The organism is Pseudosulfitobacter pseudonitzschiae (assembly GCF_900129395.1).
Classification (GTDB): domain Bacteria; phylum Pseudomonadota; class Alphaproteobacteria; order Rhodobacterales; family Rhodobacteraceae; genus Pseudosulfitobacter; species Pseudosulfitobacter pseudonitzschiae.
The window spans coordinates 108,046-128,136 of sequence record NZ_FQVP01000005.1 but is presented as its reverse complement, the minus strand read 5'-3'; the positions used below and the strand labels follow the sequence as shown (position 1 = coordinate 128,136).

Annotated in this window: 16 protein-coding genes, 1 tRNA gene and 1 pseudogene; 10 read left to right on the top strand and 8 right to left on the bottom strand. The window is 60.0% G+C overall.

Translation table 11 applies throughout. The features are described from left to right. Nucleotides 1–261 precede the first annotated feature (261 nt). The 4 genes from BUC08_RS24960 to BUC08_RS15175 all read left to right on the top strand — a co-directional run bounded on the left by BUC08_RS24960 (nucleotide 262) and on the right by BUC08_RS15175 (nucleotide 4,688). The gene (locus BUC08_RS24960) at nucleotides 262–2,037 is read left to right on the top strand and encodes a BapA/Bap/LapF family prefix-like domain-containing protein (protein WP_051694287.1); all 1,776 of its coding nucleotides are present in this window, start codon (nucleotides 262–264) and stop codon (nucleotides 2,035–2,037) included. A gap of 220 nt (nucleotides 2,038–2,257) precedes the next feature. Further along, on the top strand, nucleotides 2,258–2,596 hold the full coding sequence (locus BUC08_RS24635) for a hypothetical protein (RefSeq protein ID WP_037925998.1): 339 nt from the start codon (nucleotides 2,258–2,260) through the stop codon (nucleotides 2,594–2,596). Between the two features lie 13 nt (nucleotides 2,597–2,609). Beyond that, entirely contained in the window at nucleotides 2,610–3,575 is a 966-nt protein-coding gene (locus BUC08_RS15180) for a response regulator (RefSeq protein WP_051694289.1), read from the top strand. A gap of 30 nt (nucleotides 3,576–3,605) precedes the next feature. Then, on the top strand, nucleotides 3,606–4,688 hold the full coding sequence (locus BUC08_RS15175; protein ID WP_143186757.1) for a response regulator: 1,083 nt from the start codon (nucleotides 3,606–3,608) through the stop codon (nucleotides 4,686–4,688). 81 nt (nucleotides 4,689–4,769) lie between these two features. On the opposite strand, the gene BUC08_RS15170 is transcribed toward BUC08_RS15175, so the two are convergent. Then, nucleotides 4,770–5,666 (bottom strand): NAD(P)/FAD-dependent oxidoreductase, encoded by an 897-nt coding sequence (locus tag BUC08_RS15170; RefSeq protein WP_037926001.1) that lies wholly within the window; start codon nucleotides 5,664–5,666, stop codon nucleotides 4,770–4,772. Next, the gene (locus tag BUC08_RS15165) at nucleotides 5,666–6,112 is read right to left on the bottom strand and encodes an RrF2 family transcriptional regulator (RefSeq protein WP_037926003.1); all 447 of its coding nucleotides are present in this window, start codon (nucleotides 6,110–6,112) and stop codon (nucleotides 5,666–5,668) included. The genes BUC08_RS15170 and BUC08_RS15165 overlap by 1 nt, the downstream gene beginning before the upstream one ends. 666 nt (nucleotides 6,113–6,778) lie before the next feature. Between BUC08_RS15165 and BUC08_RS15160 the strand changes: the two genes are divergently transcribed. Beyond that, on the top strand, nucleotides 6,779–9,652 hold the full coding sequence (locus BUC08_RS15160; protein WP_037926383.1) for a UDP-N-acetylmuramoyl-tripeptide--D-alanyl-D-alanine ligase: 2,874 nt from the start codon (nucleotides 6,779–6,781) through the stop codon (nucleotides 9,650–9,652). A gap of 194 nt (nucleotides 9,653–9,846) precedes the next feature. Here the strand turns inward: BUC08_RS15160 and BUC08_RS24955 are convergent, their stop codons facing one another. The 4 genes and pseudogenes from BUC08_RS24955 to BUC08_RS15145 form a co-directional block, all read right to left on the bottom strand. Next, nucleotides 9,847–11,004, bottom strand: a complete 1,158-nt coding sequence (locus BUC08_RS24955; RefSeq protein ID WP_073194271.1) for a hypothetical protein — start codon at nucleotides 11,002–11,004, stop codon at nucleotides 9,847–9,849. A gap of 44 nt (nucleotides 11,005–11,048) precedes the next feature. Further along, nucleotides 11,049–11,873: a hypothetical protein gene (locus BUC08_RS24950; RefSeq protein WP_234973763.1), complete on the bottom strand. Its 825-nt coding sequence runs from the start codon at nucleotides 11,871–11,873 to the stop codon at nucleotides 11,049–11,051. 97 nt (nucleotides 11,874–11,970) lie between these two features. Beyond that, nucleotides 11,971–12,189, bottom strand: a pseudogene (locus tag BUC08_RS25225) (BapA prefix-like domain-containing protein); the annotation flags it as partial. Nucleotides 12,190–12,725: 536 nt separating this feature from the next. After that, a tRNA-Leu gene (locus BUC08_RS15145) sits at nucleotides 12,726–12,811 on the bottom strand. Between the two features lie 145 nt (nucleotides 12,812–12,956). On the opposite strand from BUC08_RS15145, the gene BUC08_RS15140 reads away from it, so the two are divergent. Together BUC08_RS15140 and lipB are read left to right on the top strand one after the other, a co-directional pair. Then, nucleotides 12,957–13,628, top strand: a complete 672-nt coding sequence (locus BUC08_RS15140; protein ID WP_037926006.1) for a DsbA family oxidoreductase — start codon at nucleotides 12,957–12,959, stop codon at nucleotides 13,626–13,628. A gap of 5 nt (nucleotides 13,629–13,633) precedes the next feature. Beyond that, nucleotides 13,634–14,284, top strand: coding sequence for a lipoyl(octanoyl) transferase LipB (gene lipB, locus BUC08_RS15135; protein WP_037926008.1), 651 nt, complete (start codon nucleotides 13,634–13,636; stop codon nucleotides 14,282–14,284). Here lipB and BUC08_RS15130 read toward each other — a convergent pair. After that, nucleotides 14,281–15,564: an MFS transporter gene (locus tag BUC08_RS15130; RefSeq protein ID WP_037926012.1), complete on the bottom strand. Its 1,284-nt coding sequence runs from the start codon at nucleotides 15,562–15,564 to the stop codon at nucleotides 14,281–14,283. The two genes, lipB and BUC08_RS15130, sit on opposite strands and share 4 nt — an antisense overlap. Before the next feature lie 220 nt (nucleotides 15,565–15,784). Here BUC08_RS15130 and ctaD point away from each other — a divergent pair, with 220 nt between their 5' ends. Beyond that, nucleotides 15,785–17,476, top strand: coding sequence for a cytochrome c oxidase subunit I (gene ctaD, locus BUC08_RS15125; protein WP_037926015.1), 1,692 nt, complete (start codon nucleotides 15,785–15,787; stop codon nucleotides 17,474–17,476). A gap of 159 nt (nucleotides 17,477–17,635) precedes the next feature. Then, nucleotides 17,636–18,118, top strand: coding sequence for a DUF2244 domain-containing protein (locus BUC08_RS15120; protein WP_028958161.1), 483 nt, complete (start codon nucleotides 17,636–17,638; stop codon nucleotides 18,116–18,118). 99 nt (nucleotides 18,119–18,217) lie between these two features. Here BUC08_RS15120 and BUC08_RS15115 read toward each other — a convergent pair whose 3' ends face one another. Then, complete coding sequence (locus BUC08_RS15115) at nucleotides 18,218–18,679, bottom strand: GatB/YqeY domain-containing protein (RefSeq protein ID WP_037926020.1); 462 nt, start codon at nucleotides 18,677–18,679, stop codon at nucleotides 18,218–18,220. A gap of 197 nt (nucleotides 18,680–18,876) precedes the next feature. On the opposite strand from BUC08_RS15115, the gene carA reads away from it, so the two are divergent. Further along, nucleotides 18,877–20,037, top strand: a complete 1,161-nt coding sequence (gene carA / locus BUC08_RS15110) for a glutamine-hydrolyzing carbamoyl-phosphate synthase small subunit (protein WP_037926022.1) — start codon at nucleotides 18,877–18,879, stop codon at nucleotides 20,035–20,037. Nucleotides 20,038–20,091 lie beyond the last annotated feature (54 nt).

Here is a 20,091-nt window from a genome sequence, read left to right as displayed (position 1 = left end):
AATTTCCAATTCTTAGCCAATAGCAAAAGCCCCGCCGCCTGGCGGGGCTTTTCACTTTTTCGAAGTATTTCCTTTTAAATACATATTCTTACCGAACAATTCAGGCATCATACCCTGCAAGCTCCGGTTAATTTCATCCCATCGCCAAACAACCAGAAGCGTTGACAGATACACCTTTGGTATGGTTTTACATACTTAAGGTTTATTAACATACTTTAGCATATGCGTGGTTTGCAGCGCACCACCATCAGGAGTTCAGACATGGCAAACACAACCATCCAGGCCGGCGCGGAAATTGGTATCAAAATCGATGCCAACCAAGCAGACGTTGCCAACTATGCCCGCAAGGGCGATGACCTGTTCATCACGCTCAAGAATGGCGATGTAATCACTGTCCTCGATTACTATGTGCCCACCGCGGATGGTTCGCTGCACAGCCTGGTGATGGCTGACGGCACCGAGATTGCCGGTGAAGCGGGCGTAGGCGGCACCATGGATGATGCCGGCGTAATCGCGGCTGCCGTGGTCGGAGGCCTGGGACTGCTTGGCGCAGCAGGTGGTGGTGACGACGACCCTGTTGATCCGACGGACCCAACTGATCCAACTGATCCGACGGACCCAACTGATCCGACGGACCCGACCGATCCGACGGACCCAACAGATCCAACAGATCCGACGGACCCAACAGATCCAACCGATCCGACAGATCCAACGGACCCCACAGATCCAACGGACCCCACAGATCCAACAGATCCGACGGACCCAACAGATCCAACGGATCCGACTGACCCAACAGATCCAACGGATCCGACTGACCCAACCGACCCAACAGATCCGACTGACCCAACCGACCCAACCGACCCAACAGATCCGACGGACCCAACAGATCCCACCGATCCGACGGATACCGACACCCAAGGCCTCTTGGACCCCATCATCTCTGATGACGGGCTCCTCGGGGACCTGACCGGAAACGATGGGCTGCTGGGTGACGTGACGGGGTCTGACGGCCTGCTCGGTGACCTGGTGGGTGAGGACTCGCCGCTTGGTGATCTTACCGAGGACCTGCTGGGACAACCGGTGCTTGGCGATGGCGTCGATGGAGAAACCGGTATTCTTGACGGGATCGTCTCGGACACCGGCCTGCTGGGCGATATCACCGGCAACAATGGTATCTTGGGCGATATCACCGGCTCTGACGGGCTGCTGGGTGATCTTGTCGGCAACACCGGATCGCTGGGTGACGTAAGCGGCAACGACGGACTGGTCGGTGATCTGACCGGCACCGGCCTGCTGGGTGACGGCACAGGCGGAGACGGGACAGGCGGGCTGCTTGATGGCCTGACCGGAGAAGACGGCCTGCTGGGTGGTTTGCTGGGTGACAGCGACCTGCTTGGCGGACTGATCGGCGAGGACGGTCCTTTGGGTGATGTTCTGGGCGGTGGCGATCTGCTGGATGGTATCGTCGGCGAAGATGGCCTGGTCGGTGGGCTGCTCGGCGGCGAAGGCGACCTGTTGGGCGGCCTCACTGGCGGCCTGCTGGGCGGCGAGGACGGCTTGTCCGGCACGCTCGAAGGGCTGACAGGCGGGCTTGCACCCGAACGGGGCATTCTGGACCCGGTCATCGCCGATGAGGGCCTGCTGGGTGATGTCACCGGCAATTCCGGAGTGCTGGGCGACGTGACCGGCTCGGACGGCCTGCTGGGTGATGTTGTCGGGAACGACGGTCTTCTGGCCGACGTGACAGGCGACCAAGGCCTGGTCGGTGAACTGCTCGACACTGGCCTGCTGGGTGACAGCACTGGCGAAGACGGCACTGCGGGCGGCTTGCTGGACGGGCTGCTGGGCGAGGACGGACCTTTGGGTGATGTCCTTGGCGGTGGCGACCTGCTGGATGGCCTGACCGGTGACGATGGCCTGGTCGGTGGCCTGCTCGGCGGCGGCGACCTGCTGGGCGGCACGCTGGACAGCCTGACGGATGGCAGCGATCTGCTGGGCGGCCTGACTGATGGCCTCAATGGCGCCCCGGACATCTGATCGGAGACTCCCAGAGATGAAACGAGGATTTGGTCCCTTTTTCATGCTGCCAGCCCGGGCAGACACGAGGGGCCATTTCACTGGGCTGACCGGAACACCCGTGCCCCCCGGCACGTTCCGGTCAGCCTTTTTACCTTGTGAAGGATACGACGCATCCGCGGCCTTCCAGACCGCTCAGGGACGCAGACGCAGATCTCACGCAAAGGCGGATCCGCAACGATTGTCCGCCGTAACCTACGACGTAGACCAGGTCGAAATGAAATACGCCCTGCCCCCGGTCGCGACCAAACAGCCACCAGGTCCGGGCATCTGGGCCTTTCTGTTTATCGGGCTGATCTACGCCAACCTGTCGGCGGCAGTGATCTTCTTGCTGGGCGGGCATCTTGGGCTGGTGGCACTGGCCTATGTTCTGGGCGGTGGCGTGGCCACGATGGTTTCCATCCTTGTTCACGCGATGCTGCAACGGCGCGCGACACTTGCCGAGGCACCGGAGCATCCCGAAGATCAACGCAACACCTCGGCGCCAGGTCGCATCTGTGAAACGGCAAAAGCCAAATGAGAAAGTCGAAAAGATGAGAATTCTTGCTGTTGATGACAATCCGTTCATTCTTGATTTCCTGCCGGCCATTCTTCAGAAAACCGACTTTCCGGACGTAAGCGTCGCGGCATCGGGTCCACAGGCGCTTGATATTCTGGCCGAAGCGGAAGCGCCGTTTGATTGCCTGCTGCTGGATATCGAAATGCCAGAGATGGACGGGATCACCCTGTGCCGTCGAATCCGCAGCATGGACGCCTATCACAACACACCGATCCTGATGCTGACGCTGAAGTCTGACCCGGTGTCGATCGAACAGGCTTTTGCAGCGGGCGCCAACGACTATCTCACGAAACCTTTCGAGATCAAAGAGATGGCCACACGTTTGCGCGTGGCCAAGCGTATGACAGAAACCTCGGACAAGGCGCCGCGGCTCAATCCGAACACCATGACCAAGAACGGCCTGCCCGGCATCCACAAGTTCGGACTTGAAGATCCGGTGTATGTTCTTGGCGTCAACCAGCTGGTTCTGCCGTTTTCCCTGGGCAATTACCTGTCGCAACTGTCGCGCAGCAATCTGAAGATCTGCCAGGCTTTCGCGGTAAAGATCGACGATATCGACGCGCTGTATCGCAACGGCACAAGCCGCGAATTTGTCGGCGCCATCGCTGCTGCTGCACAGGCAATTGCAGAGGTCGTGGACCGTACGCAACTTTTGATGGCCTATGCCGGAGACGGTACAATTCTGGGCATCGTCACCGAAGAACGCCCCCCGGTCTGGCACGAGCTTGAGGACCGGCTTCAGTCCGCTTTGGACAACATGGACCTGCGTGACGACGATGGGCGTCAGATGAAGGTCACGCTGTCGGTCGGTCGACCTGTCCACCCTTCGGCCAACAAGACCCAGCGGGTCAAGTTTACCTTTGATCGGGTAATTCGTCTGGCAGAAGCCCGCCAGGCCACAAAATTCAAAGCGACCGAAAACGAGGTGCACAGTCTCTGATCGTTAGCACCTGAACCGAATACCCGCCAATTGTCCCACCAGACGAGCCGCGCTCTGCCCCGTCGAACAGCCCGCCTGGTGGGGGAACCCGTACCCGAAAACAGCCAAACCGATTTTCACATCACATCATTTCTTGCGGAATATTTAAGCCGCACACAACAGTGTCAGGGACCCATGAAAATTCTTGCCGTCGATGACAATCAGCTGACACTCGACTTGTTGTCCCAATTGACCGGGCAACTGGGCTTTCATGACGTCACAACCGCATCATCCGGCGAAGACGCGTTCGATCTGATCGGGCGCGAACCTGTGCCGTTCGACTGCTTGCTGTTCGATATCATGATGACGGGTATGAACGGCATTGAACTGTGCGCTCTCGTGCGCGCCCTGCCCGCCTACCGCGACACCCCGATCATCATGCTGACCTCGATGACTGACAGGGACTATGTGGATCGCGCCTTCAAGGCGGGGGCGACGGATTACGCCAACAAGCCTTTCCATATCACCGAACTTGGTGCGCGGCTGCGCATCGCAAAGCAGATCCGAGACGCCCAAAGTGTCAATACATCGCAGACGCCGCTTGCCATGGACGCAAAGCAAAGCCTGACCCAACGCTATACGATCAGCGGCTTCCCCGGGTTGATCAGCTATGATGCTCTGGGCAACTACCTGTTGCAACTGTCCCAAGCGGGCCTTGCCGGATCGCAGGTGGAAGCTGTGAAAATCCATCGGATCGACACCATTCATGCAAGAACGTCTTCCGCCGAATTCGCCTATGCCCTGGGGGAAGTGGCGGATGCCATCAGCAGCGCCCTGATGACCCAGAACGCCATGATGGCCTATGCCGGAAACGGTGCATTTTTGATTGTCCGGGGCAGAACCGGAATGATGTCTTCGGCTGACCTGGAAACAGAAATCCAGAACCTGCTGGATGACAAGGGGACCGAATACGACAACGGCGATCCATTGGATCTGGATATTTCGATTGGCAATCCGATCATCCCACGGCTTAACGCCACCCAACCGGCGCGCGATGTCTTCGAGCGCGCGCTTGCAAGGGCCGAGCAACGCATGGCCCAGCAGACGGGCCATGCCGCACCACTCCAGGCTTAAGAGTTCCCCGCCACATCGCCGGACAAGGGGACAGGTCACGCGACAAGGGCAGGTTCCGGTCGCGGACGGGACAGACCGCCTTCAGGTTCCGGCGTCGGGCCAGACCAATGAGCGGTGCAAATGCAAACCCGTCAATGCGCCATCCCCGACGGCAAGGGACACGGAACTTGGGACCACGGCCACGTCACCACAGGCAAACACACCCGGCACTGAGGTCTCTTTCGAGCCACTCACCGCGATCATCTGCCCCATCGGATTTTCCGCAAGGGTGCAGCCCATGATGGCGGGCAGCGTGCTCGCCGGTGACATACGCGTGGCGACAAACAGACCGGCAAAGGAAAGCAGGTGGCCGTCCCTCAGCCGCACGTCGGCCTCGTTCTCGACGGCAGCGATTGGCGTATCGACGACGGTGATCCCCTTTTGCTTCAGCCTCTGACGTTCGGGGTTTTCCAGTGTCACGACACCATTTGCCAGCAACGTGATGGTGCCCCACTCGGTCAAAAGCTCGGCCTGATGCACCGAAGCCGGGCCCGAGCCGATGACGCCGATAGCCCCCTTGTCCAGCTCATACCCGTGGCAATAAGGGCAGTGAAAGACAGACCTGCCCCACCGCTCGGCCAGACCTGCAATCTGGGGCAATTGATCGGTCACTCCGGTGGCAAACAGGATGCGGCGCCCCTGGTGCGACCCTCCGTCTGCCGATGTCACGACGAAACCGTCGCGCGCGCCCGTGACCGCGGTGGCTTCGCCCTCTGTCCAGACCAGGGTCGGATATGCCTCTAGCTGGTCGCGGGCCTTGCGGGCGATAACCGCCGGATCAACGCCATCCTGCCCAAGAAAACCATGCGAATGGGCGGCGGTCCGGTTGCGTCTTTGCCCCGCGTCGATGACCAGCACCGATCTGTGCGCGCGAAGGAGTTGCAGGGCAGCGGCCATGCCGGCGTAGCTCCCCCCGATAACAATAACATCATGGATCATCAGGTTTCTCTCTGGTTGCGCCGGGCGGCATGCCGCAATGTGAAATCTGCGGCAAGGTCGGCCAGGGTGATCTCTCCGAAACGTTTGAGCAACAGGGCCTCGGCTTCGGCAAAGCTTTGGTCCAGCGCCGCGTTAACAGTCTGTTCCACCAGGCACTCGGGCAGTTCATTGCGATTTCCAACAGCGAAAAGCGCAGGCTCGCCCAAGGCGTCATGCAGTTGCCGCAACGAGACGACGGACAGGTCCGCCGTGATGCGCCAGCCGCCTGCGTGCCCCCTGTCCGACGCCACGATTCCGGCTTGGCGCAGGAAACCCATGCTGCGTCGGACGACCACGGGATTGGTGCCCAGACATTTTGCGAGATCGTCAGAGGTCATGGGACCATCATGCTCTGCCATATGCAAAAGCGCATGAAGGACGGAGGAAAGGCGGCTGTCACGCTTCATGTAACATCAATAGTTATGATTCGCGCCGAATGTCAACCAAGGGATGGCAATCGGGGAAACCTCATCCGTGGACCACGATACGGAAGATGTCGCGAATCCAGTCGCTTACTCGAAAAACCTCACTCAAAGGCTAGCGAAAATCCAAGGATGCAGGATTTGGCAAGCAACCGGCACATGCAACGTTGGACCAGCCCGTTGAAGTTGACCAGGAAATCAGCTGGGCCAGTTGAACCTGGAATAGCTGGTATCGCCGCGAGGCACCCTGCCGAAACCAATGGCGCTTGACCGGGTCAAACCAACCCGCCTGTATTTCCAAACAGATAGGACAATTTCCACCCCTGAACGCCCCGGAACAAACGGCCGGGTCAACACGGACGAATCCAAACACCCGACCTTCCACGAGCGCAGGTCATGCAGTATGAATGTTTACAGGCCCAACGTGACGAATTTTCCAACTGCGAACGCTGAATTCATATGAAAACCAATGCCATATCGAAATTTCTGGATGAATTCGCCGCGCGGGTATCTTCTCTTCCTGCACCCTATCCGCGCTTTGTTGTCTTTGTGTCTGCGACGGATGGCGACAGTCGCGCGCGGGTCAGAACGATCACGGCTTCAACCCTGGAAGAATTGCGTGAAAGGTTGCAGGAAAAAGGTCCCTTGCACATGCTTGGTGCACGTCATGTGCGCCTGGACTGGGCGACCTCGGTACAGGCGGTATCCTTCGCCACCTACATTGCCGCATTGAAGAAGGTGAAACGCAACTACAGCCGCAAGGGGCTGTCTCTGGATGCGGATTTCCAGCATGCGATCACCGAAGGTGAACTGAACGGCAGCGCCCTGCTTTATCAGGGCGCGCAGGTTCCGCATTGCGAAATCAACCTCAACAACCTCGGGATTTACTGGAAAAGGCGTTTTGGCAAAACATTTGAAGCCCCCAAAGATACCGACACCGTCCATCTCTTCTCAACCGATGGGATGTTCCGTGATGGCGACGGTGGCGAAATTGTCCACCTCGAACCCTCCGGGCCGAATGGCGGGCGGCGCGTGTTTGACCTTATGCAGCCTGCCAACCTGGATTTTCTGATAGATCAGAGTGCTGGGTATCTTGCCGCTCAGGTGAACGAGAACGGCATGTTTTATTATGGCAGGCATCCCTGCTTTGACCGCCCGATCAATCACTACAACACGCTGCGCCATGCCAGCAGCACCTATGCGCTGTGTGAAGCCTATGAATTGTCCCAACGCGATGATCTGCGCGAAGCCATTGACCGGTCCTTGAGGCAGATCGCGAAAAACCTTGTCAAATACAACAAGGGACCGGACGGCGCGTCTGCCTTTCTCATGGACACGGGCAAGGAAGTAAAACTTGGCGGCAATGCCGTGGCCATTCTGGCGTGCTGCAAATTTTTCGAGGTGACCGGCGACGAAACCGTGCTTGAACTGGCCCGCCGATTGGGCAACGGCATCTTGGCGATGCAACGGGCGGACGGCAGCTTTTGCCACGTTCTGGATGCGGACACCCTGACCCCGAAAGAGGAGTTTCGCACGGTCTATTATGACGGAGAAGCCGCGTTCGGGCTGATGCGGCTTTACGGTGCCACCGGTGATCAACGCTGGCTGGATGCAACCCGACGTGCCGTCGATTATTTCATCGCCAAGGATTACTGGCAGTACAACGATCACTGGCTGGCCTATTGCGTCAACGAACTGTCGCGTCATGACACCGACCCGAAGTACATCGCTTTCGGCATCCGCAACGTCCGGGACTACCTGCCCTTTATCCGCGAGCGGATCACCACCTTTCCGACCCTGCTGGAGCTGTGTTGTGCCACCCGGCGGCTGCTGCAACGCGCGCTTCAGGACAGATCATCGACCCCGGTCATCGACGCGCTGGATCTCCATGCGTTTCGCGAGGCGATGGAACATCGGGCGCAATATCTGACCAACGGGTTCTTTTTTCCCGAAGTCGCGATGTATTTCCGAAACCCGGCTTCTGTCACCGGAAGCTTTTTCATTCGCCATCACGGCTTTCGGGTGCGCATCGACGATGTCGAACACTACCTGTCAGGATTGATCGCATATCGGTCCTATCTGAAAGAGCGGGACAACTTTATCGCCCTTTGCGACCAGCAAAAGCGAAGGCAGGTCAGAAAACCGGGACAGGCGCGCTGGACAACCCAAGATATCACCGACCTTCTGCCGGGGTCGGAATGGCTGCACCCACCGTCGGCCCGGCAGGAATTGAACGGCGTTTCCACGTTCGCCCCAAGCTTTCGCGCCGATGACATCGTATTTGCGCGGCATCCGGATGACCGGTTCGGAATTCGTTATGAAGAGCTTGAAGACAGCCAGATTTTTCCGCGCCTTGCCATCGTGAGCCGCAACGAAGGTGCATCTGTCAAAGCGGGTTCCGTGTTACGCGTACCCGATATGAGCGCAGCTCTGATTGCACTGGCACATGATGCGCGCAGGTCGCTCGCTGCCCCGGTTGTCGGCGTTACAGGCAGCGCAGGAAAGACCACCGTAACGTCGATGATTGCCCATTGCCTTGGCGCGGTTGGCAAGGTTCACGCCAGCCGCTTCAGCGCGAATATGGTGCGCGGCCTTGCCTGGAACCTGTGTTGCGCCCCCACCGATACGGAATACTGTATTCTGGAGATGGCGATCGGACAGATGCAAGAGAACACCCGACTGGCGCGCCCGGACATTGCCGTGTTCACCAACATCCATCCCGCGCATCTGATCTATCACAAAGACACGGCCACCATTGCACAGAAAAAAGCGCGCATTTTTACCCAGATGCCCGACACTGGCGTGGCGATCCTGAACCGGGATATGACCGAATACGAGATCGTAGAGACCGCCGCGAAGAACAAGGGTCTGAAAATTGTAACCTACGGTTGGTCGGACACGGCCAACATCTTTCCGGTATCCCCGGCCCCCTCGGCATCGCAGATCACGCTGAGTGTCTTCGGAGAACACCATACTGTGCCAACCCTGAGCGCGGGGCGCTATGCGATCGACAACACGATGGCGGTGGTTGCGGTGGTCAGTGAACTGGGCCAACCGGTCGCGCCTGTGCTTGAGCATCTGACGACTTTTGCAAAAGATGTCGGGCGCGGCCAGGTTATCGAACTGGCTGTCGCAGAGGGTTTCGCGAAAATTCTGGATCATTCCTATAACGCAAACCCGGCATCGATGCGCGCGGCGCTGGATGAAATGCTTGCGATGCCTTGCGATGGGAAACGGGTGGCCATTCTTGGGGATATGGCGGAGCTTGGCGAGGAGAGCGGTGCAGAACATGTCGCGCTTCTGAACCTGCTCAGAGAAAAGCCTTTGGACACCGTTTATCTTGTCGGCGACGCGTTCAAGGCCGGCCTCGCATCGACTGAACATGATGGCCGGTTCAACAGTCTGGATCTGGAAGATCTGGAAAACCTCCTGACCGAACAGGTCGCCCCGGGCGATGTCGTCTTGGTAAAAGGTTCGAACAGTACGGGCCTGTTTCAACGCCTTTCGAAATTCAGAGCGTCTTAAGCCACTTTCTTTCCCCCTTTGGGGCAGCTTTATCTGTGGCCGGTTTTCTGTCTTTTTAAATGATGGTTAATGCCAGCGGCCGCGCTTTCAGGGCCTCCCTCAGGTGCGCTCACTTTTCGCAACAGTCAGCTGAAACGCAAACAAGCCCCACATGAAATGTGGGGCTTGAGATTGTTTCGTTGATCGACCAGCGGTTAGACGATGTCGTCTGATCCGCCCAGACCACCGAGCAAGCCGCCCAGCAGGCCGTCTTCACCGGTTACACTGTCCAGCAGACCATTGTCGCCGCCGAGCAGGCCGCCCACAAGGCCGTCGTCACCGGTCAAGCCGTCCAGCAGACCACCGTCGCCGCCGAGCAAGCCACCAACAAGGCCGTCGTCACCGGTCACACCGTCCAGCAGACCACCGTCGCCGCCAAGCAAGCCGCCAACAAGGCCGTCGTCACCGGTCACACCGTCCAGCAGACCACCGTCGCCGCCAAGCAAGCCGCCAACAAGGCCGTCGTCACCGATCACCCCGTCCAGCAGACCACCGTCGCCGCCAAGCAGGCCGCCAACGAGACCGTCGTCACCGATCACCCCGTCCAGCAGACCACCGTCGCCGCCAAGCAGGCCACCAACAAGGCCGTCGTCACCGGTCACACCGTCCAGCAGACCGCCGTCGCCGCCGAGCAGGCCACCAACAAGGCCGTCGTCACCGGTCACACCGTCCAGCAGACCACCGTCCCCGCCGAGCAAGCCACCAACGATACCATCGTCACCGATCACACCGTCCAGCAGACCACCGTCGCCGCCAAGCAAGCCGCCAACGATACCGTCGTCACCGGTCACACCGTCCAGCAGACCACCGTCGCCGCCAAGCAAGCCGCCAACGATACCGTCGTCACCGGTCACACCGTCCAGCAGACCACCGTCGCCGCCAAGCAAGCCGCCAACAAGGCCGTCGTCACCGGTCACCCCGTCCAGCAGACCACCGTCGCCGCCAAGCAGGCCGCCAACGAGACCGTCGTCACCGATCACACCGTCCAGCAGACCACCGTCGCCGCCGTCCCCATCGGTTGTCCCAAGCAACCCGGTTCCCACCAGATCACCGACCAAGCCATCTGCGCCGGTGATATCCGACAAGGCACCGTCGTTGCCGACCAGATCACCCAGCAATCCTTCTGAGCCAGTGATATCCCCAAGGACGCCATCGTTTCCGGTGACGGCTCCAAGCAGGCCGTCGTTGGCTACAACACCGTCCAGCAGACCGACCTCGTCAGAGATTGTGCCGTCACCGATGACCGGCTGACCCAAAAGGTCGTCGCCTACGTCACCCAAGGCACCGTCGTCACCGAGCAGGTCTCCAAGCAAACCTTCCGAACCAGTGACGGCCCCAAGAAGCCCGTCATTTCCGGTCAGGTCCCCAAGAAGGCCATCGTCCGAGATAAGCGGGTCGAGGAAACCCTGCTCGCTATCAGCATCTGCATCGGCGTCCGCGTCCGCATCAGCGTCTGCATCGGCGTCAGCGTCAGCGTCCGCATCTGCGTCAGCGTCAGCGTCCGCATCGGCGTCAGCATCCGCGTCCGCATCTGCATCAGCATCTGCGTCAGCGTCCGCATCTGCGTCAGCGTCCGCATCGGCGTCAGCGTCAGCGTCAGCGTCCGCATCGGCGTCAGCATCAGCGTCGGCATCTGCATCCGCGTCCGCATCTGCATCTGCATCGGCGTCAGCATCCGCGTCGGCGTCAGCATCCGCATCGGCGTCAGCATCTGCATCAGCGTCGGCATCTGCATCTGCGTCGGCATCTGCATCTGCATCTGCGTCGGCATCAGCATCTGCATCAGCATCAGCGTCGGCATCCGCATCAGCATCAGCGTCGGCGTCAGCATCCGCATCTGCATCGGCATCAGCGTCGGCGTCAGCATCAGCGTCGGCGTCAGCATCAGCGTCGGCATCCGCGTCAGCGTCTGCGTCCGCGTCGGCATCTGCATCAGCGTCGGCATCAGCATCAGCATCGGCGTCAGCATCTGCATCTGCATCTGCATCTGCGTCAGCATCCGCATCTGCATCTGCATCGGCATCGGCGTCGGCGTCAGCATCTGCGTCGGCGTCAGCATCCGCATCGGCGTCAGCATCGGCATCTGCATCTGCATCCGCATCCGCATCCGCATCGGCGTCAGCATCCGCATCCGCATCCGCATCCGCGTCAGCATCAGCATCTGCATCCGCATCTCCGTCATCGCTATCGCTGCCACCGCCAGACATTGCCAGCCCCAAGCCCGCCAAACCGGCCGCGACCAGACCGGCCTGCTCTTCCGAACTCAGCTCTTCTTGCTGCTCACCGTCGATATTTGCATTGGTATCATCGCCAAGCGTGAGGCTGTGCAGAGACCCGTCCTTTGCAGGCTTGTAATAATCCCTGATGACAATTGTATCGCCATTCTTCAACTCGACAGTCAGCGTATCGCCCTGCCGACTGTAACGGGCGATGTCTGACTGAAGCGCATCGATCCGAATATTGATCTCTTGTCCTGCTTGTAAAACGGTGTTGGCCATGGGGCACGTCCTCTCCACACCCCACACAAGGGTGGCATAAGTTACATCCTAAAGGATATAATGCATAACTTAAGTATATAATCAATCGAGAATCCTCGTTTTTGTAGCCCATTTGAGAATTCACTGTTTCTGAGGGGGAAGAGAGGGTTCCGGCCCTTGATCTGAGCACTGGCAGGAACGCGCAGCCCTGGTGGAAAAACGCACGATGGCGCGCCTGAAAAATTTCCTCCCAAGATCGCCCAGGACATCCCGCGGCGGCGGCAAACCCGTACCGGTGTGGCAATCACGCTTTCTGTTCAATTGCTGAACCCGGTGCCATGCGCAGAACTGCCGGAAGAGGACCACACGATGCCCCTGCCCCCTGCGCGCCCCGGATCGGGAAGAGCGGCCAGCACAGCATCGAGAAAGAGGGCCACATCAACTTGGTCCAACCGAAGGAACCAGCCAGATTATCGAGGGCACAAACGATTATCCGGTGCGAAGGCTTCCGGAACAGGCAGCCGCGACACGAAACATTCTGGAGAGGGAGAGAGAGTTGGTGCGGCCGAGAAGACTCGAACTTCCACGGGTGTTACCCCACAGCGACCTCAACGCTGCGCGTCTACCATTCCGCCACGGCCGCACGCCAGTCGCTTGGTGAGCGGGCTATAGACCGACGCCGTTCAGATGTGAAGTGGAAATTTGCCCCAAGCACACGGCACATCCTGCGGGTTGCAATTCTGCGGCACAGGTACGACCTATAGGCAAAGCAGAAAGGATCGCGCCCCATGTCCACACCCGAATCCGCCGCCCCGGAAGGGCCTGTTGTCGACGTTGATATCGTCTCGGACGTGATGTGTCCCTGGTGCATCGTGGGATACCGCCAGCTGGAACAGGCCCTGGCTGCAACCGGCATCGGTGCGCGCATCCGCTGGCATCCTTTTGAGCTGAATCCCGAAATGCCGCCCGAAGGCCAGAACACCGCCGAGCATATCGCCGAGAAATACGGCGCCTCGCCCGAACAATCCGCGCAGAACCGCAAGCAGTTGCAGGAATTGGGCAAGTCGCTGGGGTTCGATTTCAACTTTACCCCCGAAAGCCGCATCGTGAATTCGTTTCAGGCGCACCAGCTGCTGGACTTTGCCCTGTCACAAGGATTGCAACATCCGCTGAAACTGGCACTGTTCAAGGCGCATTTCACCGACAACCGCGATGTGTCCGACCCCGATGTGCTGATCGACGTGGCCGGCTCCGTGGGCATCGACGCCGATGCGGCGCGCGAGGTGCTGGACAGCGGCAAATTGGTCGAAAGCGTGCGCGAAAAGCAGAAATTCTGGACCTCGCGCGCAATCTCCGGCGTGCCGTCGATGGTCTTTGGCGGCAAATATCTGGTGACCGGCGCACAAGGCGCGGAAAACTATGCACAAATCCTGCGGCAAACGCTGGAAGAGGCTGCCTGAGACATATGGTCGAATGGATCACCACCCCCGGCCTGACCGATTACCGCACCGGAGAGGCGTGGATGGAAGAGCGCGCCGCCCAGATTGCGGCAGGCACGGCGGACGAATGCATCTGGTTGCTGGAACACCCTGCCCTCTACACTGCAGGCACCTCGGCCAAGGAAGCCGATCTGACCGATCCCGACCGCTTTCCGGTCTATCCCACCAAGCGCGGCGGGCAATATACATACCACGGTCCGGGTCAGCGTGTGGCTTATACCCTGCTGGACGTGGGCAAGCGCGGGCGCGACGTACGTTGCTTTGTGCGCGATCTAGAGGCCTGGGTCATCGACACGCTGGACAGTTTCAACGTCAAGGGCGAGATCCGTGATGGGCGCGTCGGTGTATGGGTGCAGCGTCCTGAGAAGCCACAGCAAGCCGATGGCACCCCCGCCGAGGACAAGATTGCCGCGATTGGCATCCGTCTGCGCAAATGGATCAGCTTTCACGGCATCAGCATCAATGTCGAACCGGACCTGGAGCATTTCAGTGGCATCGTGCCGTGCGGAATCACCGACCACGGCGTCACGTCGCTGGTCGATCTGGGCCTGCCGGTGACGATGGATGACGTGGATCTGGCCCTGCGCCGCAGTTTCACGAAAATTTTCGAAACCTAGGTCGCGTCGGCTTGCACCTCGTCCAGCCCTACGGCCACCAAGGCACCGCCCGCTGCCATCGCTGCAAAGACACCCAGCACCAGCGCAGGCCCGGCGATGTCGGCCAACAGGCCGAACAATCCGCCCAGCAACAGCATCACACCCAGGATTGAATTGCTGAGCGCGGTATAGATCGCCTTTTGGCCATGCGCGTCCATATCCGCCAGGTGGGTCTTGCGCCCCGCCCGCGCGCCTTCATAGGCGATCTTCGCGGCAAAGACGAAACCCGCAGCGCCGTAAGCTCCCCCCAGATCCCCCGTCAGCGTGCCGACCACGGCGGCCAATGCCAGCACGGCGGCTGCGGCGATCCCGGCAAACATCAGCGTTTGACGTGACGAACGGTCCGACAGGCGCCCCCAGATATAAGAGGACACAATCGCTGCCGCCGAGGAGGCCAGCACCAGCAGACCGAGGTGACCCAGATTGATGCTGTCGCCCTGCCCGGCCGACAGCATCACCACAAAAGGCGGAGCAAGCGCGGTCGAAATCAGCAGCGTGCGCGTCAGGATATACCGACGCAGTTGTGCATCCTTGCGCAACGGCGCAAAGACCGCACGCAGCCCGCCAAGCCCCTGGCTTGCATCACCAACCTCCGCCTCCGGCTCTTGCAGCCAGGTGAAAATCAGCCCCGCCGCGATCAAAAGCCCGCCCGCCACCGCGATCACCATGGCAATCGCCGCAGGGGTGCCCGGAATGATGCCAAGGCTGAGCAACAGCGCAAAGATCAGGACCCCCACCGCACCGATGGTGCCGGCCAACCCCGAGACGGTGCCGCGCGTGCCCTTGTCCAGCGTGCGCGCCAGCACGTCCTTGTAGCTGGCCGATCCTGCCGACCGGCAAACCGCCAGCAACGCCAGACAGCCCAGTATCGCCCAGCCCGCCGCAACGCCGTCCAGCGTCAGGGCCGCCGCAGCCATGCCAAGCGCCGCAATGCCCTGTCCAACGGCCCCCGCCGCCCAGAACCATTTGCGCTGACGGCTGCGTTCGATCCAGGCTGCAAGGGCCAGTTGCGGCAACAGCGCCCCCGCCTCGCGCACCGGCACCAGCGCCCCGATCACGCCGCCCGGTGCGCCGAGGGCGACCAGAAGGGACGACAGAACCAGCTTGGGATCGACAAGCCCACCGGCCAGCTTTGTCGCAGTCAAAGCGGTAAAATGGGTCGCAAAGGCACGGACCTGCCCCGCATCGGCCTGAGCGTCATCTTCTGTCAACGCGCCGTACAGGCGTCTTTGCAAATCCATGGCCACGAAAGAGATCTCCGGCTGCGTGATCCCGAAGGTAGATAGATCGTTTGCGCTAAATACAAAATTTTTGCGCGTCACAGGCCCGACCGCGACAATAATTCCCCACCTGCGGCAAGATCATGCATTGATGCACGCGGCCCAACACACTAGAACCGCTCCATATCCGGGTCACCGTCGCTCTTGGCGTGCCCGCAGTCATCTCAGCAGGAGGCACCGCATGGCAGACGCAGCCATTCACGGGCACGATCATCACGACGAACGCGGGTTCTTTACCCGCTGGTTCATGTCCACAAACCACAAAGATATTGGTATTCTGTACCTTATCGTATCGGCATTGGCCGGTTTCATCTCGGTCGCATTCACCGTTTACATGCGCCTTGAGCTGATGAACCCCGGCGTCCAGTATATGTGTCAGGAAGGGGCGCGTCTGATTGCGTCATCCGACGTATGTACCCCCAACGGGCACCTCTGGAACGTGCTGATCACCGGCCACGGCATCCTGATGATGTTCTTTGTGGTGATTCCCGCCCTGTTCGGCGGGTTTGGCAACTATTTCATGCCGTTGCAGATCGGCGCGCCGGACATGGCGTTCCCGCGGATGAACAACCTGTCGTTCTGGATGTATGTCGCCGGTACAACACTGGCTGTCTGTTCGGTTCTGGCCCCCTCCGAAGGCGGTCAGCACGGTGCGGGCGTGGGCTGGGTTCTGTATCCGCCGCTGTCCGTGCGCGAAGGCGGCATGGCCATGGACCTTGCGATTTTCGCGGTTCACGTATCGGGTGCCTCGTCCATCCTGGGCGCGATCAACATGATCACCACCTTCCTGAACATGCGTGCCCCCGGCATGACTCTGTTCAAGGTGCCGCTGTTCTCGTGGTCGATCTTTGTCACCAGCTGGCTGATCCTGCTGTCCCTGCCGGTTCTGGCGGGTGCGATCACCATGTTGCTGATGGACCGTAACTTTGGTTTCACCTTCTTCGATCCTGCCGGTGGCGGCGATCCGATCCTGTACCAGCACATCCTTTGGTTCTTTGGTCACCCCGAAGTGTACATCGTGATCCTGCCGGGCTTTGGCATCATCAGCCACGTCATCGCGACCTTCTCGCGCAAACCGATCTTCGGCTACCTGCCGATGGTCTGGGCGCTGATCGCCATTGGTGTGCTGGGCTTTGTCGTGTGGGCGCACCACATGTACACCGTCGGCATGTCGCTGAACCAGCAGTCCTACTTCATGCTGGCAACGATGGTCATCGCGGTCCCCACCGGGGTCAAGGTGTTCTCGTGGATCGCCACCATGTGGAGCGGTTCGATCGAGTTCAAGACACCGATGCTGTGGGCCTTTGGCTTCCTGGTGCTGTTCACCGTGGGTGGCGTCACCGGCATCGTTCTGTCTCAGGCTGCCGTCGACCGCGCCTATCACGACACATACTACGTTGTGGCACACTTCCACTACGTGATGAGCTTGGGTGCCGTGTTCGCGATCTTTGCGGGGATCTACTTCTACTTCCCCAAGATGACCGGCCGCATGTACCCCGAGTGGGCGGGCAAGCTGCACTTCTGGATGATGTTCATCGGTGCGAACATCACCTTCTTCCCGCAGCACTTCCTGGGCCGTCAGGGTATGCCACGTCGCTACATCGACTATCCTGATGCATTCGCCACATGGAACTATGTTTCGAGCCTGGGTGCCTTCCTGTCCTTCGCGTCCTTCGTGTTCTTCTTCGGCATCGTGATCTATTCGCTGATGAAAGGCGCACGCGTCACAGAGAACAACCCGTGGAACGAATATGCGGACACGCTGGAATGGACACTGCCCAGCCCGCCGCCCGAGCACACGTTCGAAATCCTGCCCAAGCAGGAAGAATGGGACCACCAGCGCCACTGGGCACCGGCCCCCTTCACACCCTAAAACAAAGGGCTCCGACGGCGGTCGGGGCCCTTTTTCTATTGCGCCAGTGCCGCGCAACTACAAAATGAGAACAATTCAGCCGGCCGGATTGCAGCATCGCGATGCAATGCTATCTTAGCCCCGACTGGTTTCGCCAACCCAAGCAACAAAGCCCCGACCATGCCTTATCGCTGGACCTCTGAACCCGACGCCCCGACCCAATTGCTGCACCTGTGGCCGCATCAGTCCCTGCCTGCGCGCGGCATGGCGGCCTTTGTTCTGGCGACATTCACGCTGTTGCTGATCCCGACAATGCCGCTGCTGGGCACGCCGCTGCTGTGGGGCTTGTTGCCCTTTACCCTGCTGGCGGTCTGGGGGCTGTATTTCGCGTTGCAGCATAATTACCGGGCCCGCCAGATCACCGAACTGCTGTCCCTGTCAGGCAGCACCGCGCAATTGGTCCGCACCAATCCCAAGGGCGACACGCAGAAATGGGAATGCAACCGCTATTGGACGCAAGTGACCAAATACGAAAAAGATGGTCCCGTACCCCATTACATCACGCTCAAGGGCATGGGCCGCGAGGTCGAGATCGGTGCGTTTCTGTCCGAGGACGAACGCATCGCCCTGTATGACGACCTGAACCGCGCGCTGCGTCGCTAGACACGCAAAAGCACCGAAGCGCCTGCTGCAGCGCAGCCGCCCCGATCAGGGCGACAAAACAATTTTCAGGAGAAACGCGCCCACCAGGGCGCGATCGGATCAGGTGCTCAGACGGTCCTTGACCATCGGTCCCACGACGCCAAAATCCATCTGGCCGGTGTACTTGGCTTTGAGCACAGCCATCACCTTGCCCATATCGCGGATGCTGTCGGCACCCACTTCGGCCACGGCCGCGTCGACGGCTGCGGCGCTTTTTTCTTCACTCAGCTGCTGTGGCAGGAACTCTTCGATGATCTCGACTTCCGAGCGTTCCCGCTCTGCCAGATCCAGTCGCCCACCCTCTTCATAGGCGCGCGCGCTTTCCTGGCGTTGCTTGACCATGCGGCTGAGAATCGCCAGCAGCGCGGCCTCGTCCACTCCGTCTTCGGCCCCCGCAGCGCGTGCATCAATATCCTTGTCCTTGAAGGCAGCATTGATCAGACGCAGCGTGGAAAGCCGGTCGGTGGCCTTTTCCTTCATCGCCTGCTTCAACGCAGTCGAAATCCGGGTTCGCATATCCATATGTGTGTCCCATCCCCATGGGTTGATGATAAGTTTGTGACAATACCGAAACGCCGACCGCGCCGCAACAGTTGAGATTACGACTAAGCAATTGATAAATAAAGATTTCGCAAAATAGCACCCGCCCTTGACCCTGCCTGCCGCAATGACTAGTTTCGCGCGACTTTGCTCGCATCCCTGTACACATGAGGCCGCCCATGTCCGCGCACGCTCCCACGCACCCGACCGCCTGTCTTGCCCTTGCCGATGGCACGCTATTCTACGGGGTGGGTTTTGGCGCCACGGGCCAGACACAGGCCGAATTGTGCTTTAACACCGCGATGACCGGCTATCAGGAGATCATGACCGACCCGTCCTATGCGGGGCAGATCGTCACCTTTACCTTTCCGCACATCGGCAACACCGGCATCACACCCGAAGACGATGAAACCGCCGACCCGGTGGCTGCGGGCATGGTGGTGAAATGGATGCCGACCGACCCGTCAAACTGGCGCAGCGCCGGTACGCTGTCCGACTGGCTGGCTGCACGCGGGCGCATTGCGATGGGCGGTGTCGACACCCGGCGGCTGACCCGCGCGATCCGACAGGCCGGTGCGCCGCATGTGGCATTGGCCCACAATCCTGACGGTGTGTTCGACACCGAAAAACTGGTCGCCGCCGCCCGCGCCTTTTCCGGCCTCGAAGGGCTGGATCTGGCCAAGGAAGTCAGCTGTGCGCAATCCTATCACTGGAACGAAATGCGGTGGGCCTGGCCCGAAGGGTACAAGCCGCAGAATGACCCCAAATACAAGGTCGTGGCTGTTGATTACGGCGCCAAGCGCAACATCCTGCGCTGCCTTGCCTCGGCAGGGTGCGATGTGACTGTCCTGCCCGCAAGTGCTACCACCGAGGAAGTGCTGTCGCACAATCCCGACGGCGTGTTCCTGTCCAACGGCCCCGGCGATCCAGCGGCCACAGGGGTTTATGCCGTGCCGATGATCAAGGGCATTCTGGACCAGACCGACTTGCCCGTCTTTGGCATTTGCCTGGGCCACCAGATGCTGGCGCTCGCACTTGGCGCGCAGACCGTCAAGATGAACCACGGCCACCACGGCGCGAACCATCCGGTGAAGGACCACGAAACCGGCAAGGTCGAGATCACCTCGATGAACCACGGTTTTGCTGTCGATGGCCAGACCCTGCCCAAAGGTGTGGTCGAAACCCACACCTCGCTGTTCGACGGGTCCAACTGTGGCATCCGCATGGAAGGCCGCCCGGTCTATTCCGTGCAGCACCACCCCGAAGCCAGCCCCGGCCCGCAAGACAGCTTTTATCTGTTCGAGCGTTTCGCCGAAGCAATGGCCGCCCGCGCAGGCTGACTCCTCTCTTCTTAGGAAAATTTACGGAAAACGGGGTGATTCCGTTAACGGTGC

Excerpts from the sequence above, each read along its gene's own strand:
- BUC08_RS24960 (WP_051694287.1), top strand. The coding sequence starts at position 262 with ATGGCAAACACAACCATCCAGGCCGGCGCGGAAATTGGTATCAAAATC.
- BUC08_RS15180 (WP_051694289.1), top strand. The coding sequence starts at position 2,610 with ATGAGAATTCTTGCTGTTGATGACAATCCGTTCATTCTTGATTTCCTG.
- BUC08_RS15170 (WP_037926001.1), bottom strand. The coding sequence starts at position 5,666 with ATGATCCATGATGTTATTGTTATCGGGGGGAGCTACGCCGGCATGGCC.
- BUC08_RS15165 (WP_037926003.1), bottom strand. The coding sequence starts at position 6,112 with ATGAAGCGTGACAGCCGCCTTTCCTCCGTCCTTCATGCGCTTTTGCAT.
- BUC08_RS15160 (WP_037926383.1), top strand. The coding sequence starts at position 6,779 with ATGCTTGGTGCACGTCATGTGCGCCTGGACTGGGCGACCTCGGTACAG.
- BUC08_RS24950 (WP_234973763.1), bottom strand. The coding sequence starts at position 11,873 with ATGACGGAGATGCGGATGCAGATGCTGATGCTGACGCGGATGCGGATG.
- BUC08_RS15140 (WP_037926006.1), top strand. The coding sequence starts at position 12,957 with ATGTCCACACCCGAATCCGCCGCCCCGGAAGGGCCTGTTGTCGACGTT.
- lipB (WP_037926008.1), top strand. The coding sequence starts at position 13,634 with ATGGTCGAATGGATCACCACCCCCGGCCTGACCGATTACCGCACCGGA.
- BUC08_RS15130 (WP_037926012.1), bottom strand. The coding sequence starts at position 15,564 with ATGGATTTGCAAAGACGCCTGTACGGCGCGTTGACAGAAGATGACGCT.
- ctaD (WP_037926015.1), top strand. The coding sequence starts at position 15,785 with ATGGCAGACGCAGCCATTCACGGGCACGATCATCACGACGAACGCGGG.
- BUC08_RS15120 (WP_028958161.1), top strand. The coding sequence starts at position 17,636 with ATGCCTTATCGCTGGACCTCTGAACCCGACGCCCCGACCCAATTGCTG.
- BUC08_RS15115 (WP_037926020.1), bottom strand. The coding sequence starts at position 18,679 with ATGGATATGCGAACCCGGATTTCGACTGCGTTGAAGCAGGCGATGAAG.
- carA (WP_037926022.1), top strand. The coding sequence starts at position 18,877 with ATGTCCGCGCACGCTCCCACGCACCCGACCGCCTGTCTTGCCCTTGCC.